This window comes from Phytoactinopolyspora limicola, from assembly GCF_011320225.1.
Lineage (GTDB): Bacteria > Actinomycetota > Actinomycetes > Jiangellales > Jiangellaceae > Phytoactinopolyspora > Phytoactinopolyspora limicola.
Map to the genome: position 1 here is coordinate 79,693 of NZ_JAAOEN010000004.1, position 16,595 is coordinate 96,287.

Sequence of the window (16,595 nt, forward strand, 5' to 3'; positions counted from 1 at the left end):
ACGACACTACAGCGCGTTGACCAGCAGCGTCACCGACACATGTGCACCTGATCGTCGCCATAGAAAAGATCAGGTGCACAAACGACGATCAGGTGCACAACGGGTTAGGAGTAGGCGGGGGCTACCTTGCCGACGGCGTCGCCGATCCGGTGCACCCGCATGGCATTCGTCGACCCGGGGATACCAGGCGGGGATCCGGCGACGATCACCACGACGTCACCCTCCTCGCAACGGCCCAGGTCCAGCAGCACTCGGTCGACCTGTTTGACCATCTCGTCGGTGTGTTCGACGTAGTCGGCCGTGAACACCTCGATACCCCACGCCAACGCTAGCTGGTGTCGGGTGGACTCCAGCGGGCTAAACGCGAGCAGCGGGGTGATCGGGCGCAACCGCGCCATCCGTCGCGCGGAATCCCCGCTCTGCGTGAACGCGACGATGTACTTGGCGCCCAGCAGCTCGGCCGACTCCACCGCGGCCCTGGTGATCACCCCACCCTTGGTTTTGGGTCTGGTGCCCAACGGTGGGATCCGGTCCAGGCCGTGCTGCTCGACCGTCTCCACGATCTTGCCCATGGTGGTGACCGTCTCGATCGGGTAACTCCCGACGCTGGTCTCGCCGGACAACATAACCGCGTCCGCGCCGTCGAGTACGGCGTTGGCCACGTCTGAGGTCTCGGCCCGGGTCGGCCGCGGGCTGTTGATCATGGAGTCGAGCATCTGGGTCGCCACGATGACCGGTTTGGCCTGCCGTCGGCACAGCGTGATGGCCTGCTTCTGCACCAGGGGAACGTCCCAGAGCGCCAGCTCGACGCCGAGATCACCGCGGGCGACCATGACGCCGTCGAACGCGTCGACGATCTCCTCGAGGTTCTCCACCGCCTGTGGCTTCTCGACCTTGGCGATGACCGGCAGCCGCAGCCGCTCCTCGTCCATGATCTTGTGCACTTGTTCGATATCCGCCGCCGAGCGGACGAACGACAGGGCGATCATGTCCGCTCCGGTGCGCAACGCCCACCGAAGGTCATCGACGTCCTTCTCGGACATCGCCGGCACGCTCACCGCGGTGCCGGGCAGGTTGAGACCTTTGTTGTTGGAGACCCGGCCGCCCAGGACCACCCTGGTGACAACTTCGTTGCCCTTGACTTCTTGGACTTCCAAGGCCAGCCGGCCGTCGTCGACCAGCACCTGATCACCTGGCGAGACGTCACCGGGCAGCCCCGAATAGGTGGTCGAGCTGCGCTCCACATCACCGGAGATGTCGTCGGTGGTGATGGTGAACGTGGCGCCCGGTTCGAGGAGCACAGAGCCCTGGGAGAAAGTGCCAAGGCGGATCTTCGGACCCTGAAGGTCGACGAGGACACCCACGTTGCGGCCGACCTCCGCAGCCGCCTTGCGCACGCGGGCGTACCGCTCCTCGTGCTCGACGTGGCTGCCATGGCTCAGATTGAAGCGGGCAACGTCCATTCCCGCTTCGACGAGGGCCTGCAAGCGCTCGGGCGAATCGGTGGCCGGCCCGAGGGTACAGACGATTTTGGCTCTACGCACGTCTATCAACTCTAGACCCAAACGGTGTCTCCCCGCGAGCCGGACACGTCGGACCTTGCTCCGGACTACCTGACCTTCACGCCGTCGTCACCCAACGGCCATCTCACACCTGGATGGTCAGCCGCCGAGTGCACGCAGTCCCGGCAGCACCTGCTCGGCAAAGCTCGTCAGGAAACGCTGCTGGTCGTGGCCGGGTCCGTGGAAGACCAAGTGCTCGAAGCCGGCATCGACGTACTGTTTGACCGCCGCCACCACCTCGTCCGGGTCGGAGCTGACGATCCACCGCCGAGCGACCTGCTCCAGCGGCAACGCCTCAGCCGCCTGCTCCATCAGCAGCGGGTCCTCCAGGTCGGCCTTCTGCTCGGCGGGCAAGGACAGCGCTGCCCAGAACCGAGTGTTCTCCAACGCCTGACTCGGGTCCGGATCGAACGACAGCTTGATCTCGATCATCCGGTCGACCGCCGACGGCTGCCGGCCACTCTGTTCGACCCCCTCGGCCACCGCCGGCAAGAGCTTCTCGGTGTAAAGCTCCATCCCTTTGCCGCTGGTGCAGATGAACCCGTCTCCAGCCCGCCCCGCATACCGGGCCATGACCGGCCCACCGGCGGCGATGTAGATGGGGATAGGTATGTCCGGGCGGTCGTAGACCGTGGCCGCGGTGGTCTGGTAATGCTCGCCCTCGAAGCTGACCCGCTCGTCGGTCCAGAGCTGCCGGATCAGGTCGACGGCCTCGCGCAGCCGAGCGTAGCGCTCCTTGAAACCCGGCCATTCGATGCGGGCGACGGCGACCTCGTTGAGCGCTTCGCCGGTGCCGACGCCCAGCAGGATCCGTCCCGGGTACAGGCAACCGAGAGTGCCGAACGCCTGCGCCACCACTGCCGGGTTGTATCGGAACGTCGCCGTCAGCACGCTCGTGCCGAGTTCGATCCGCGACGTCCGTTCCCCGGCCGCCGCCAGCCACGCGAGGGAGAACGGGGCGTGGCCACCCCGATGCCGCCAGGGCTGGTAGTGGTCGCTGATCATGACACTGTCCAAGCCGACATCCTCGGCTAGCACGGCATAGTCCACCAGCTCACGCGGACCGAACTGTTCCGCCGAGGCTTTGTACCCGATCTTCAGAGACATCTCATCACCATCCGTCAAAGGTGGTCGCGTATCACCGCGCCACCGCGTCAACGAGGAGCCACCCAAACCGTGGCCGCGGCTTCTGTCATCCCAGGCGTACTTGCAGCTCCGCGACGAGCCGTTCCACTGGGTTGTCGAGGTCGAGCCCGCAGATCTCGCGGATCCTCTGGAGCCGGTATCGCAGCGTGTTGCGGTGCACGAACAGCATCTGCGCCGCCCGGGCCCGGTCGCACGAGGCGTCGAAGTAGGCCCGCAAGGTCGCCATGTATTCGGTGTTCTGGGTCCGGTCCAGCTCGGCCAGCACCGAAAGGCGACCGTTCAGGAGGTGTGGGCGGTCGCGGACGACGTCGCGCAACTCGGACAACACCACCTGAGGCCGCAGATCGTCGGCGTGGCAGACCCGCGTCTCCGGCGCCGACACGATCACACCGAGCATGCAGTCGACCGTCCGGCGGGCATCCGGTAGGCACCGTAGGTCGCCGACGAGGTCACCAATGGCGGCGACGACGTCGAGGCCCAATTGGTTGCCCGCCCGCTCGACGATCTCGGCGGCCAACGCCCAGAGCGCCCGCTCACTGATCCCGGCGACGTCCACCAGGAGGTAGGTGCGCCCGCCCACGGTGGTTCCGGCGCACCTGGACCCGAGCGCCTCGGCCCGCATGAGGGCCACCCCGACCAGGCAGCGCACATCCACCGGCTCCGGGGTGTCGCGTGGCGTGACCTCGAACCCGATCAGCCGGAACAGGCTGGTTCGGGGTGCGGCCAGGCTGGTCACCAGCGCCTCGACGAGGTCGGCACCATCCAGGACGCCGCCGAGCAGACTGGCCCGGACCCGCCCGTCGGTGCCAGCGGCCGACTGGCCACGCACCATCACGGCGGCTGCCTGGCGGGCCACGCGTTCCACGGTGAGTTCAGCGTCCGGCGGGAAAGGCTCGGCGGTTTCCGCGACCCAGACGTAACCAAGGATTTCGATGCCGACCCGGATCGGCGCCACGAGCCGCCGTGCGCTATCCGGAGGTTCAACGGACAACGGCTGGTACGTCGCTCGCAGCCGCTGGTCCAACCCTTCGGCTCGCAACCATTGCTGAGCCCACGGGGGAACACCTCGATTCAGAATCGACGCGGTCCGTAGCTCGTCCAGCTGGTGCCCGAGGCTGGAGAAGGCCAAGACCCGCAATGCGGCGTCGTCGATCTCCACGGGCGCACCGAGATCGGCCGCCGCGGCGTTGGCCAGGACGAACAGCGCATCACCTGGTGCGTCTGGGCCGCACTCGACGGCGCTGGTAGCGAGCATGCCGCGGGTACGCTGATGGATCCAATCCCACGAGTAGGACGGTGGCACAGCCAGCACGGCCACTCCCGAACGGTCCGCGTGCGGTCGTAGCCACGACGTCTGTGCCGGGCCTTTCACCAGCACAGCGATCGCACCACTCCGGCCGGCAGCGGTCACCATGTCGGCCATCGCCGACGCGGTGGCGTCGACCCCAACGGCCAGGACAAGATCGCCGGCGGCCACGGCCGTGGTTCCAGCGTCCCAGATCATCACCCGGCGGATCGGCCGATCGATACCCATGGGCGCCGACAGCACCTCGACCTGGGGGATCCAGTCGTCAGCCAGCAGCTGCCGAACCGTCACGTCCAGCCCCGACGCCTCCTCAGCCAGGTGTGTCGCGGGCGAGTGGTGCTGTTCGGTCGCACCAACCACCGTGAACTGCGGTCGACGGGTGCCAACCGGTTCGACGTCGTCATGAACCAGGACAGTCATCACGCCACCTCCTTCGGGCATCAAGGTTGCGGCAACGGTAGGTCCCACCGTGACCCACGTCATTGGGCAAGTTGCATGATCTTCTCCGACCACTTGTGCATAGCGCCCCGTCTCGCCGGCTCCCATCCCGGCCACCCCGAGGTGAACAGCCTGTTGCTGCATGACGCACAACCCACACATCCGCGTTGAGCAACTTGACCAATGACGCCGCGACCACCGCGTCCGTAGGGTCGATCCACAGGCGGCCCGCTCCTGGCCCTATGGCCGCCAGCTGACCTGAACCGCTCCAGCGGTGAAAACCACGAGGTGACTGCATGCGCATCGGGATCGACGTCGGCGGGACCAACACGGACGCCGTGCTCCTCGACGGGACGTCCGTGCTCGCCGAGACCAAGATGGCCACCAGCAACGATGTCACCAGCGGGATCATCAACGCCCTCGACGAGTTGCACCGTGTCCGGCCGTTCCCGACGGAATCGGTCCAGGCGGTGATGATCGGCACTACCCATTTCATCAACGCCATCGTCGAAGCGGACCGGCTCAGCCCGACCGCCGCCATCCGGCTCGGTCTGCCGGCTACCGCGGCCCTTCCACCCCTGGTCGGCTGGCCGGACCGGCTGGTCACGGCGATCCGGGGCCGGGGCTACCTCTGCCACGGCGGACACGAGTTCGACGGGCGGCTCATCTCGCCGATCAACCGCGCGGAGCTGCTGCGCGTGGCCGAGGAGCTATCCAGCCTGGGCATCCGGTCAATCGCGATCTCCTCGGTATTCAGCCCGGTCAACGCCGAGATGGAGCAGGAGGCGGCATCGCTTCTTCTGGAGCAGCTACCGGGCCTGCACGTCAGCATGTCGCATGAGATCGGCCGGATGGGCCTGCTCGAACGCGAGAACGCCACCATCATCAACGCGTCTCTGCGGGAGCTGGCCGAGAACGTCTGCACCGGGCTCGCCCAGGCGCTCAGCACCGCCGGGTTCTCCGCGGCGTTGTACCTCAGCCAGAACGACGGCACCCTCATGGATGTCGACTACGCCCGCGATTACCCGGTGGCGACGTTCGCGTCCGGGCCAACCAACTCCATGCGTGGGGCGGCCTTCCTGTCCGGCCTCGAAACGTGTGCGGTGGTCGACGTGGGCGGCACCACCAGCGACGTCGGCATTCTGCAAGGTGGTTTCCCCCGGGAGGCCACCGCCGAGGCCAGCGTCGGCGGGGTACGGACCAACTTCCGCATGCCCGACGTGCTGTCGGTAGGCATCGGTGGTGGCAGCCGCGTCCGGTCCACCGATGGCCAGGTAACGGTAGGTCCGGACAGCGTCGGATACCGGCTGCACGAACAGGCCATGGTGTTTGGCGGCACAACACTCACCGCCACCGACGTCGCGGTGGCGGCGGGGCGGGCCGACGTCGGTGATGCCAGCCTCGTCCGCGACCTCGATCCCGCGCTGGTCCGCGCCTGCCTCGACGTCATCGCCGGCGATGTCTCCTCGGTGGTCGATCGCATGCGGACCAGCCCGGCCCCGCTGCCGGTGGCGCTCGTCGGGGGCGGCAGCATCTTGCTTCCCGACGAGCTCGACGGCGCGGCCAAGGTGTTCCGGCCTGATCATTTCGCCGTCGCCAACGCCATCGGCGCGGCCATCGCCCAGGTGGGGGGTGAGGTGGACCGGATCTTCGCGGTACCACCCGGCCAGCGGGACGACGTGTTGGACACCGCCAAACAAGAAGCCGTCGACCGGGCGGTGGCGGCCGGCGCCGAAGCCACCAGCGTGGAGATCGTCGACGTCGATGAAGTCCCCATCGCCTACCTGCCGGGCAACGCCACCCGGATCCGGGTGCGCGCCGTCGGCGACCTGACCCTGCGTACGTCATGACCGGCTCCGACACGATCCACCACCAAGCAACCACGATGCCCACGGAAGGACGCACCACATGGCCTTCGACCTGACCATCGACGACCTCGGCGACCTTGTCCGGGGAGCCGCGCTGCTCGGCACCGGCGGCGGTGGTGATCCGGAGATCGGCCGGGCGCTGGTCGCCGAGGCACTACGGGCACACGGGCCGATCCGGGTGCTCGACCCCAGCGAGCTGACCAGCGACGACCTGGTGATTCCGACCGCCCTCGTCGGCGCCCCCAGTGTGCTGGTGGAGCGGCTCCCCCGGGGCAACGAGCCGATCGACGCGCTTCGCCGGCTCGAACAGCACCTGGGCCGCAAGGCGACCGCGACGATGCCGATCGAGTGTGGTGGCATCAACTCGACGATCCCGTTGTACGTGGCCGCTCGCCTCGGCATACCCGTGGTCGACGCCGACGGCATGGGCCGCGCCTTCCCCGAGCTGCAGATGGAGACGTTCGCCGTCTACGGAGTGCCTGGCTCGCCGTTGGCCATCGCCGACGAACGCGGCCATACCGCCATCGTGCAGACCGGCGACGACAACAAGAAGATGGAGTCCTGGGCCCGGGCGATCACGATCCGGATGGGTGGTGTCGGCTACATCGCCGAATACGCCATGGACGGCCCCACTGTGCAGCGCACCGCCATCCCCTACACGTTGTCGCTCGCACTACGCCTCGGCCGCACCATCCGGACCGCCCGCAGCAACCACCGCGACCCCGCCGACGCGCTCCGCGACGAACTGGCCGGCACGTTGTACCAGCATGGCGCGGTCATCTTCACCGGCAAGGTGGTCGACGTCGAACGGAGCACAGAGGGTGGGTTCACCCGTGGTTCGGCCCGGCTGGCCGCCTTCGGCTCCGAGTCGACATGTGTCATCGAGTTTCAGAACGAGTACCTCGTCGCCCGCGTCGACGGGCAGACCCGGGTTCTCGTGCCGGACCTCATCACGACGTTGCACCTGGAAACCGGGGAGCCGATCACCGCCGAGTCTCTACGCTACGGGCAGCGGGTCCGAGTGTTCGCCATCTCTACTCCAGAGGTCATGCGGACACCGGAGGCGCTGGCCACGTTCGGGCCGGCGGCGTTCGGGCTGGCCGAGGAGTTCGTGCCGTTTGAAGAACTCGCCGCCGTCGCGGCGTCCTGACCTGGAGGTGACCGGATGCTCACCACGGTGGTATCCCCTGATGTACGTTCGCCCGGATCCATCGACGACGCCGTCCGCCAGCTGACCGACCTCGGTGCGGACGCCATGCCGCTGGCCGGTGGCACCTGGATCATGCGAGCCGGACTACGCGGTGAGACGCCGCGCCGGTGCTACGTATCTCTCGACCGCATCGCCGAACTCCGGCGGTACAGCGTGGGCGACGTCGTCGAACTCGGTGCGCAGCTGACCCACCGGGACCTAACCAGCATCACCACCGGCCCGGCCGCCACGGCGCTGCGGCAGGCGGCGGCGTTGTCGGCTTTTCCGCAGGTTCGCAATGTGGCCACGCTGGCCGGCAACATCGCCGCCACCGGCTTCGCCGCCGCGGATCTGGTGCCCGCGTTGCTGGCCGGCCAGGCCGAGGTGGAACTGGCCGGACCGGAGGGGCCGCACCGGACCACTCTGGCCAGCTATCTCACCAGCCGGGACCAACGGCCGTCCGGTGAGCTGATCACCGCGGTGCGGCTCCCGGCGCCCCCTGGCCGGTTCTCGGCGTTCGAGCGGCTGACCGTCCGGGTCGGCGGTGAATACGCCGTGGCCAACGTCGCGGTCTCGGTTGACGTCGACGCCGGCGGCAGCGTCCATGACGCCCGGATCGCCGTCGGCGCGGTGGAACCCGTGGCCACTCTGGGTCCGGCACGGGCACTCATCGGACACCCCGTCGGCGACGACGACGCGGCCCAGGCGGCCGGCGAAGCCGTCGCCGCCGGGCTCACCCCACGAGAGGATCCGGACGCACCGGGCTGGTACCGGGTGGCGGTTGTCCCCACCCTGGTCCGGCGCGCCGTCGCCCAGCTCCCGCAGCTCATCGACCACTGAGGAGGCCCGCGTGTCCTATTCCTTCACGCTGAACGGCCAGACCGTCGAGGCCACCACCCCCGGTCTGACCCCGCTACTCACCGTGCTACGCGACCAGCACGGCCTTCAAGGGGCCAAGCTGGGCTGCGGTGAGGGCCGGTGCGGTTCGTGTACGGTGCTCGTCGACGATCAGCCGGTGGCGGCCTGCCTCTTCCCGGTGGCCAACGTGGCCGGCCGCGCGGTCCGCACCGTCGAAGGGCTCGCCGCCCCCGGTGCACCACTCACCCCCGTCCAGGACGCACTACTCGACCATGGCGGCGTGCAATGCGGCGCCTGCATCCCGGGGGTCGTCATGACGTTGACCGCGCTGTTGGAGTCCGAACCCGCCGTCGACGCCGCCACCGCCAAGGAAGCTCTGACCGGCAACATCTGCCGGTGTACGGGCTACGTCAAGATCGTGGAGGCGGCCGTCGCCGCCAGCGGCCGAGGAGATCAGGCATGAGTGTCATCGGCACCAGCGTGCGCCGAGCCGACGGCGACGACAAAGTTCGTGGTGCGGCGGTCTACGGCATGGACTACACCGAACCGGGCGCGCTCACCGCCCGAGTCTTGCGCTCACCTGTACCCGCGGCCCGGATCCGCCGACTCGACGTCACCGCCGCCGCCGCGATGCCTGGCGTCCGGGCGGTGGTCACCGCCGCGGACGCGCCCGGGCGGTCCGGCATGTTCTTCGCGCTACGCGATCAGACGTTGTTCGCCACCGACGAGATCCGCTACGCCGGCGAACCGGTAGCGGCCGTGGCCGCCGACACCGCCGCGCAGGCCGAGGCGGCCATCGCCGCCATTGAGCTCGACCTCGAAACGCTCGACGCCGTGCTCGACGTGGAAACCGCCCTGGACGACGGCACCCGGCTGATCCACCCGGACTGGGAGAGCTACGAAACTCTGGTGCCCGGCCCGCGCCGAGGCAATCTCGCCTGGGAGGCACGTACTGAACGTGGCGACGTCGAGCAGGCGTTTCGCGAGGCTCATCTCGTCGTCGAGGACGAGTACCGTTCACAGCGGCAGCACCAGAACTCGATCGAGCCGCACGCCGCGGTCGCCCGGTACGAGAACGGCCGGTACGTGGTGCACACCCCCACCCAGTTCCCGTTCAACGTCCGAGGGCGGGTGGCGCAACTACTCGGTGTGCGCCCGTCCGACGTACGCGTCGTCGTTCCCACCATCGGTGGGGGCTTCGGCGGAAAGCTGGACGCGATGCTGGAACCCATCGCGTGTGTGCTGGCCCAGCGGGCCGGCCGGCCGGTGCGGCTGCTGAACACCCGCGCGGAGGAGCTGCGCACCTGCGGACCGCGGGAGAACGCGGTGGTCCGGCTCCGCACCGCCGTCGCCGCCGATGGCACCATCCTGGCGCAAGACGGCCTGATCATCGCCGACAACGGCGCGAACAGCAGCGGTGAGACGGTAGCCTGCGCGAACGTCGCTCCCTTGGTGCTGGGTGGTAGCTACCGGATCCCGAATGCGCGCTACGTCAGCCAAGTGGTCTATACCAACACCCCGCCCACCGCCGCCTTCCGCGGCGTCAACGCCCCGTACTGCGTGTTCGCCCAGGAGATGCACCTGGACCACATCGCCCGCGAACTCGGCGTCGACCGTCGCGAGCTGCGGATGCGCAACCTCCTGCGGGCCGGCGAGCCGATGGTCAACGGCCAGCAACTCGACGACGCCTACCTGGTCGAGGCCATGCAGACGGTGGACCGGCTCCGGCCCTGGGGTGAGCTGACCGCTGCGAGCCGCCCCTTGCGCGGGCACGCCGTGGTTCCCCTGACCTGGATCACCAACCCTGGCCCCGGGGGTGCGGGCGTCAAGCTGGAGGAAGACGGCACGGTCACGGTCGCCAGCGCCGCGGCGGAGATCGGCTCGGGGGCCGTCGCCACCGGCATCCGGCAGATCGTGGCCGAACAGCTGGGTGTGCGGTTCGAGGACGTCAACGTCTCCCCCACCGACACCGACGCCGCCGCCTACGACAACGGCGCCCAGGGCAGCCGGACCACGTTCGGCATGGGCAACGCCGCGCTAGAGGCGGCCGGCAAGGTCCGCGAGCAGGTCCTCGACGTCGCGGCCGGCCTTCTGGAGGCCGATCCAGCCGACCTGGAACTCGTGGCCAACGCCGTACGGGTCGCCGGTGTGCCGGACCGGCAGCTGGACCTTGCGACGGTGGCGGGGACAGCACTGATGACCCGGGGGCCCATCTCCGCCACCGGTGCGTTCGTCGCCCCGCCGATCCCGTTCGATGCCGGGTGTATGACGGGTGCTCTGTTCACCCACTTCGCCGCCGCCACCTACCATGCACACCTTGCCGAGGTGGAGGTGGATCCGGACACCGGCCGGGTCACCGTGCTGCGCTACGCCGTCGCCCAGGATGTCGGGCGAGCCATCAACCCGCAGATGATCGAGGGCCAGATCCACGGTGGTGTGGTTCAGGGAATCGGATACGCCCTGTTCGAGGATCTGCGGCTGAGCGACGACGGCCACGTGGTCGACGAAAGCCTGGAGACCTACCGGCTGCCCACCTCACTGGACGTCCCGCCGATCGACGTGGCGATCCTGGAGAACCCCTGCCCCTACGGGCCGCTCGGTGCGAAGGGCGCCGCGGAGCCGTCCATCATCCCGGTAGCGGCCGTGATCGCCTGCGCCGTGGCCGACGCCATCGGCACGCCGATCCGCCAGCTCCCACTAACACCCTTCGCGGTGCTCCGCGCGCTGCGCGAGGGACGGAGGTCACGCGACCTCTGATCACGGCCGCCGGCGGGGTTGCCTCCACATCGCCCCCACCCATTCAGGAGTGCAGCACCCGCCGGCGGTCGACGCAGTAAGCCTCCTTATGGCCACCGCAGCACCGCAGTAAGCCTCCTTATGGCTGCCCCAGCAACAACAAGGAGACTTACTGCCACCAGACCCAGCGCAACAAGCCTCCCCATGGCGTCCCCAGCCGATCCCACTCGCGCGAACTCCTAGCGGGCCGGTGGCATGGTGTCGTCCACGCCCTGCAGAACCCGGCAGGCCAACTGCAACACCAGCCGGTTGTCCGGTGCGGCGAGATTCATCGCGAGCAGTTGCTCGATCCGGTTGATCCGGTAGGCCACCGTGTTGCGGTGGATTCGTAACGCCGCTGCCGCCGACGACGCCGACGACTCCAACTCCAGATAGGTTCGCAGCGTCTCGAGGAGCTGCTCCTCACCGGAGTCGAGCAGTGGCGCGAGCAGGGTCCGCGCATACGCCCGGAACGCCTCGGCGTGATACCAGTCGGCCAGCACCCGTCGCACCCCCAACTCGTCGACGTGTTCGACGCGGTGGCGACGGCGGCCGGTTCCGGCGAACAGGCACGCCTCTCGGGCCTCTTTCAGCGACGTGACGATCCCCGCCGGCCCGGCGTACGGCCGGCCGATCCCGGCGACGACATCGACGTCGCTGGCCAAGCCGGAGAGCGCCTCGCGCATCTTCGCCGTGAAAGCGCGGTGTGACGCGCTGGGCGGCTCATGGTCTTCGGTGATCCAGCTGGCCCAACCGTCAGCGTGTTCAACGAGCGGCCCGTCCAGGCCGTTCTCGTGGAGAGCGGCCCGCACCCGCGGGGTGGCCCGCACCACGGCGCCAGCATCACCGGCCATCCGGATGTGGATCCCCACATGCCAGCCGTCCAGTCGCCACCCGGCCTGCACCGCCCGCTCGGCTAGCCGAGGGGACAGCGACGGTGCGGCGTCCACGAGCTCGGCCAGCAGAGCACTCCGATCGCGGGCGTCGCGTTCGCCGGCCAGCCGCTGCCGCAACGTCCAGCTCGCCACGGCCAGCGCGGCGGCCGACAGAGCCTGCGACGACGCCTCGAGCCACCACTGGTGCGATACCGGAACCTGGGCCAGCAGCCAGAGTTCCGGGCGCCGTAGGTTGTCGACGAACACGGGCACACACAGCAGATGCCCATCGGCGTGATCTATCCGTTCTGCCACTGGCCGGTTGAAGATCGTGGCCGGCAACTCGGTCTCCGGCAACACACCGGCTACCACCGACCCCTCCGTGTTGACGATGGCCGCCGTAGCGTTCAGCTCCGTCTCCACCACGGTGATCAAGTCGCTGAGCCGGCTCAGCGGGGCCCGCAGGCGGTGGAGCATGCCGGACACGAGTTCGGCGCCGAGCCACTCGGGTTCGTGGACATGCCGGGACAGCCGCCACGCCACGTGGAGAGGGTCGCCGTCGGCAAGCGTCAGCAGGGGCATCCGCAGGTTCTCGGCGAGGCGACGGGTGGACAACATCAGCCGGCCGGCTCCCACGAGGACAACGGCGACGACACCACTGGTGTCGGCCTTACGCAGCAAGAGTTCGGCTTCATACCCAGCGCCCCGCCGATATGGCGCCACCACCACCGCATCGGACGGCAGGTCGACACCGGCACGAGCCACCACGACGTCGCGGACTTCGCGGTCTACGTTGGCCTCGCCGGAGGTCAGTTCGTACCCGGCAAGATCCTCCAAGCGCAGCAACTGGCGAAAGGTGAGGAGCGGGCGATGAGTGTTCACCGTTCACCTCGCGGAATGGCGTACGGAACGTCGTAGCCGAAGGCACGTGGTCCGACCAGGCCCAGACCAGCCGGGGTGCGCCAGGCCGGGGCGCATGGGAGCGTGATGACGTCGAGTTCCAGGCCGTACCGCAGCCGTTCGCTGGTCACCGGGACACAGCGGTCGGCCTCCAACAGGCAGATGATGTCGGGCACACACGCGCGTACCTCGCCGTTCTCCAAAACCAGCAGGTTCTCGTTCTGGAACTCCACCCGCAGGTAACGTCCACCGTCGAGGTGCTCGAGAACGGCGCTGCCACCGCCGAACCGGCCGTGTGAGTCCCGTATGACGTCCACGACGCGCCCGCGGAACAGGGCCCGCCCGCCGTGCCGGGTGAGAATCGCGTCGATGGTGCCGGAGCCGAGCAGCCGGCCGAGTTCGATCGCCCGGCGGATGGTGCCGGTGATCGCGTATCGGGCCAGGTCCGCACCGCTCTGTGGGGCGAAGACCACCATCGCCCAGCCGCCCATGGTCACCACGGCGGACCGGGCCAGCTGCTCGCCCAGGAGGCCGTCCACCCCGTCGAGGACCGCCAACGCACCGCTGCCACCGGACAGGACCATGGGCGAGACCGCGAGTCCGTGCAGGGTGAACACGGTCTGGTCGAGTTGTGGAAAGGCGCGTCCCATGCCGTCGGCGTCGACGAGGGGTAGCTCGAGAGCGGCGGCCGCCGCCACGGCCAGCAGGGCGTTGACCCCGGCCGCTTCGAAACCGAGTACCGCGTCGAGCCGGATACCGGTGTAACGTTCCAGGGCTCGTACCGCCGTCGTGAACTCGGCACCGGAGAGGGGCTTCTCCTCGAACACCGTGACCGAGCCCACGAGGCCGAGTGCAGCGCCGTGGGCGTCGGGGGCCAGCTCCCCGGCCTCGACGACATGAAGCGGTCCGGACCGTTGGAGGGCCCGTTCGGCGACCAGCGCCGCCGCCCGGGTGGACCCGCCCCCGCCGCCACCAACAAGGGCAGCGCCGCGCGCGAGCGCGCCGACATCGTCGGCCTGCAGCTCCCACATGGTGAAACTCTAGTGTGCGGCGCCGGAGCCGCCCGCCGGACGTCGCCCAGCGCCCGGTGATCGTTGCCGGTTTCGCGTCGCTATAGCGACCGGATCTTGACTTTGATCACCGGATTGGTGGAGGACCGACGCGAGGGTTTCGAGATCGGCTAGGTTGTGCCCGCTGGAGAACACGTCGACGTGCGGCAGGGCGGCCCGCATCCCGCGGGCCAACGGCTCGTAGCCATCCGCGGCGCTCAACGGATTCAGCCACACCACCTGATACGCCAGCCGCGACAGCCGGGCCATCTGCCGGCCCAGCACGTCCGGGTCCCCCGTCTCCAAGCCGTCCGAACACATCACGACGACGGCGCCGCGGGCCATCCCGGCCTGCCCATATCGGTCGAGAAACTGACCCACCGATTCTCCGATCCGGGTGCCGCCGTCCCAGTCGAGGACAACATCGGCGGCACGACGCAGCACGAAATCCGGGGTGGAATGGGAGAGCGCGACGGTCAGGCGGGTCAGCCGGGTGCCGAAGCAGAACACCTCGACCGGGCCGGCGCTGCGAAGTCCGGCATGGGCGAACATCAGCAACGCGCGCGCGTACCCGGCCATCGAATGCGACACATCCAGGAGAAACACCAGTCTCCGCGGCCGGATCCGGCGGGTACGGGTACACAACACCACCGGCTCACCGGCGTGGCGCAACGCCAACCGGGTGGTGCGACGCAGGTCGGGCCGGCCGCGGATGGCGGGTTTCCAGCGCCGGGTGCGCCGCCTCGGAACGGTGATCTCCAGCCTGGCCAGCACGGCGGCTAGACGCGCCAGCTCGTCGCTGGTGAGAGCGGCGAAGTCCTTCCGCCGTAGCACCTCCACCGAACTGGCCACGCTGTCGGGTTCTCCCCCACCACCGGAGGAATCGCGGTCGAGATCGGCCAACCGGTTGGACTCCGCGGGCCGGGCCAGCAGGTCACGCGACACCGCCCGGCTGCCACCGAAGTATTCGGCGAAGACGCGGTCGTACACCGGCAGGTCGGCCGGGCGGGACACCAGGGTGACCCGCCCGGCCCAGAACAACTCGTCCGGACCGGCGAGCACCGCGGCTCGGCAGAACTCGACCATCCGCGCCGGGTCGGCGGGTACACCGGCCCGCCGCAGGGCGGTACCGAACCCGGTGAGCTCGCGGTGCCCGTCCACGCCGTGCCGGCCTTGATCCGGCTGACGGGTCACCTGCGCTCACCGCCGTCGCCGACCAGCATCGTCCGCACCCGATCCAGGTCTTCGCGGTGTTTCACCACCGAGCCGACCGTGGCGGCGGCCAGCGCCGGGTCCAGCTCGGCGGCTCCGACGAGGGTGAGTGCGGCCGCCCAGTCGATGGCCTCGGCCACCCCGGGTGGCTTCACCAGGTCGAGCCCACGAATGTGCTGAACCGTGGCTGCTACCGCCGTGGCGAGCTCCGCCGACACGCCGGGGACTCGTAGCCGGATGATCTCTACTTCGCGGTCCGGTTCCGGGTAGTCGATCCAGTGATACAGGCAACGCCGCTTCAGCGCGTCGTGCAGTTCGCGGGTCCGGTTCGACGTAATGATCACCACCGGTGGGGTCTCGGCGGCCACCGTGCCCAGTTCGGGCACCGTCACGGCGAAGTCGGCCAAGATCTCCAGTAAGAACGCCTCGAACTCGTCATCGGCCCGGTCCAGCTCGTCGAGTAGCAACACGGCCCGGCCACCGGCCCGGATGGCCTTCAGCAGGGGCCGCTCCAGCAGGAAATCGGGGCCGTAGAGTTCGGCCATCCGCTGCGCCGGCTGGTCCGGCGCGGGCCGGGTCGCTCCCTCGGCCACCAGCCGGGCGTGCAGCAGCTGACGCGGGTAGTCCCACTCGTACAGCGCCTGTGCGGCGTCGATCCCCTCATAACATTGCAGCCGGATCAGCTCACCGCCCAGCAGCCGGGCGAGTGTCTTGGCCACCTCGGTCTTTCCTACCCCGGCGGCACCTTCGAGCAGCAGCGGCCGACGCATCCCGAGGGCCAGGAACGCCGCCGTGGCCAGCCCGTGGTCCGGCAGGTAGTCCGCGCCGCGCAACGCCTGCTCCAGCTCGGCGATGGAGGGGAACGCCGGATGCGGCTCGACGACGGGGACACTCACGTGGCCGGTCTCATCTTCGGCGCGGCTTCCTGGATGGATTCGACGATGAACTGGTAACCGGTACACCGGCACAGGTTCCCCGAGATCCCCTCCCGGATTTCCTCGGCCGACGGGTCGGGATTGTCGGCCAGCAGTTCACACGCGGTCATCAACATCCCCGGCGTGCAGAAGCCACACTGCAGGCCGTGCCGGTTCCAGAACGCCTCCTGCAGCGGATGCAGCTGGCCGTCCTCGGCCAGGCCTTCCACGGTGGTCACCTCGGAGCCGTCCGCCTGCACGGCCAGCATGCAGCAGGATCGGGCCGTGCTGCCGTCCAGTTGGACCGTACACGCACCACACACGCCGTGTTCACAGCCGAGGTGCACACCCGTGTAGCCGAGATCTTCGCGGAGGAAGTCGGCCAGGGTGGTACGCGGTTCGCAGTCGGCCCGATGGGTCCTACCGTTGACGGTGATGGTCACCGGGACCTTGTTGGCCACCGTGCCCTCGGCCGCGCCGTTCACGTGGTCGCTCATCAGCTC

At 69.0% G+C, this 16,595-nt stretch carries 13 protein-coding genes; 5 read left to right on the forward strand and 8 right to left on the reverse strand.

What is annotated here, in order from left to right:
- Positions 1-104: 104 nt before the first annotated feature.
- The 3 genes from pyk to G8760_RS12040 all read right to left on the reverse strand — a co-directional run bounded on the left by pyk (position 105) and on the right by G8760_RS12040 (position 4,434).
- The gene (pyk, locus tag G8760_RS12030; protein ID WP_166351287.1) at positions 105-1,544 is read right to left on the reverse strand and encodes a pyruvate kinase; all 1,440 of its coding nucleotides are present in this window, start codon (positions 1,542-1,544) and stop codon (positions 105-107) included.
- Positions 1,545-1,661: 117 nt separating this feature from the next.
- Positions 1,662-2,669 carry a glucose-6-phosphate dehydrogenase (coenzyme-F420) gene (fgd, locus tag G8760_RS12035; RefSeq protein ID WP_166351289.1) on the reverse strand — a complete coding sequence of 336 codons (1,008 nt, stop codon included), beginning with the start codon at positions 2,667-2,669 and terminating at the stop codon, positions 1,662-1,664.
- Positions 2,670-2,754: 85 nt separating this feature from the next.
- The gene (locus G8760_RS12040; RefSeq protein WP_166351291.1) at positions 2,755-4,434 is read right to left on the reverse strand and encodes a PucR family transcriptional regulator; all 1,680 of its coding nucleotides are present in this window, start codon (positions 4,432-4,434) and stop codon (positions 2,755-2,757) included.
- A gap of 314 nt (positions 4,435-4,748) precedes the next feature.
- Between G8760_RS12040 and G8760_RS12045 the strand changes: the two genes are divergently transcribed.
- From G8760_RS12045 to G8760_RS12065, 5 genes are read left to right on the forward strand one after another with little or no spacing between them, the layout of a single operon-like run.
- Positions 4,749-6,302 (forward strand): hydantoinase/oxoprolinase N-terminal domain-containing protein, encoded by a 1,554-nt coding sequence (locus G8760_RS12045; RefSeq protein WP_166351293.1) that lies wholly within the window; start codon positions 4,749-4,751, stop codon positions 6,300-6,302.
- A 58-nt stretch (positions 6,303-6,360) separates the two neighbouring features.
- On the forward strand, positions 6,361-7,470 hold the full coding sequence (locus G8760_RS12050; RefSeq protein ID WP_166351296.1) for an S-methyl thiohydantoin desulfurase family protein: 1,110 nt from the start codon (positions 6,361-6,363) through the stop codon (positions 7,468-7,470).
- A gap of 15 nt (positions 7,471-7,485) precedes the next feature.
- The gene (locus tag G8760_RS12055) at positions 7,486-8,349 is read left to right on the forward strand and encodes an FAD binding domain-containing protein (RefSeq protein ID WP_166351298.1); all 864 of its coding nucleotides are present in this window, start codon (positions 7,486-7,488) and stop codon (positions 8,347-8,349) included.
- A gap of 10 nt (positions 8,350-8,359) precedes the next feature.
- Positions 8,360-8,830 (forward strand): (2Fe-2S)-binding protein, encoded by a 471-nt coding sequence (locus G8760_RS12060; RefSeq protein ID WP_166351300.1) that lies wholly within the window; start codon positions 8,360-8,362, stop codon positions 8,828-8,830.
- The gene (locus tag G8760_RS12065; protein ID WP_166351302.1) at positions 8,827-11,124 is read left to right on the forward strand and encodes a xanthine dehydrogenase family protein molybdopterin-binding subunit; all 2,298 of its coding nucleotides are present in this window, start codon (positions 8,827-8,829) and stop codon (positions 11,122-11,124) included. Before G8760_RS12060 ends, G8760_RS12065 begins: the two co-directional genes overlap by 4 nt.
- A 218-nt stretch (positions 11,125-11,342) precedes the next feature.
- On the opposite strand, the gene G8760_RS12070 is transcribed toward G8760_RS12065, so the two are convergent.
- Genes G8760_RS12070 through G8760_RS12090 form a run of 5 tightly spaced genes read right to left on the reverse strand, consistent with a single transcriptional unit; the run spans position 11,343 to position 16,589 of the window.
- Positions 11,343-12,899, reverse strand: a complete 1,557-nt coding sequence (locus G8760_RS12070) for a PucR family transcriptional regulator (protein ID WP_166351304.1) — start codon at positions 12,897-12,899, stop codon at positions 11,343-11,345.
- Complete coding sequence (locus G8760_RS12075; protein ID WP_166351306.1) at positions 12,896-13,948, reverse strand: S-methyl thiohydantoin desulfurase family protein; 1,053 nt, start codon at positions 13,946-13,948, stop codon at positions 12,896-12,898. The genes G8760_RS12070 and G8760_RS12075 overlap by 4 nt, the downstream gene beginning before the upstream one ends.
- A gap of 9 nt (positions 13,949-13,957) precedes the next feature.
- A complete protein-coding gene (locus G8760_RS12080; RefSeq protein ID WP_207782280.1) occupies positions 13,958-15,160 on the reverse strand; it encodes a vWA domain-containing protein in 1,203 nt (400 codons plus the stop codon).
- A complete protein-coding gene (locus tag G8760_RS12085; RefSeq protein ID WP_246222518.1) occupies positions 15,157-16,074 on the reverse strand; it encodes an AAA family ATPase in 918 nt (305 codons plus the stop codon). Before G8760_RS12085 ends, G8760_RS12080 begins: the two co-directional genes overlap by 4 nt.
- Positions 16,071-16,589: a (2Fe-2S)-binding protein gene (locus G8760_RS12090; protein WP_166351308.1), complete on the reverse strand. Its 519-nt coding sequence runs from the start codon at positions 16,587-16,589 to the stop codon at positions 16,071-16,073. Before G8760_RS12090 ends, G8760_RS12085 begins: the two co-directional genes overlap by 4 nt.
- Between the last annotated feature and the right edge of the window lie 6 nt (positions 16,590-16,595).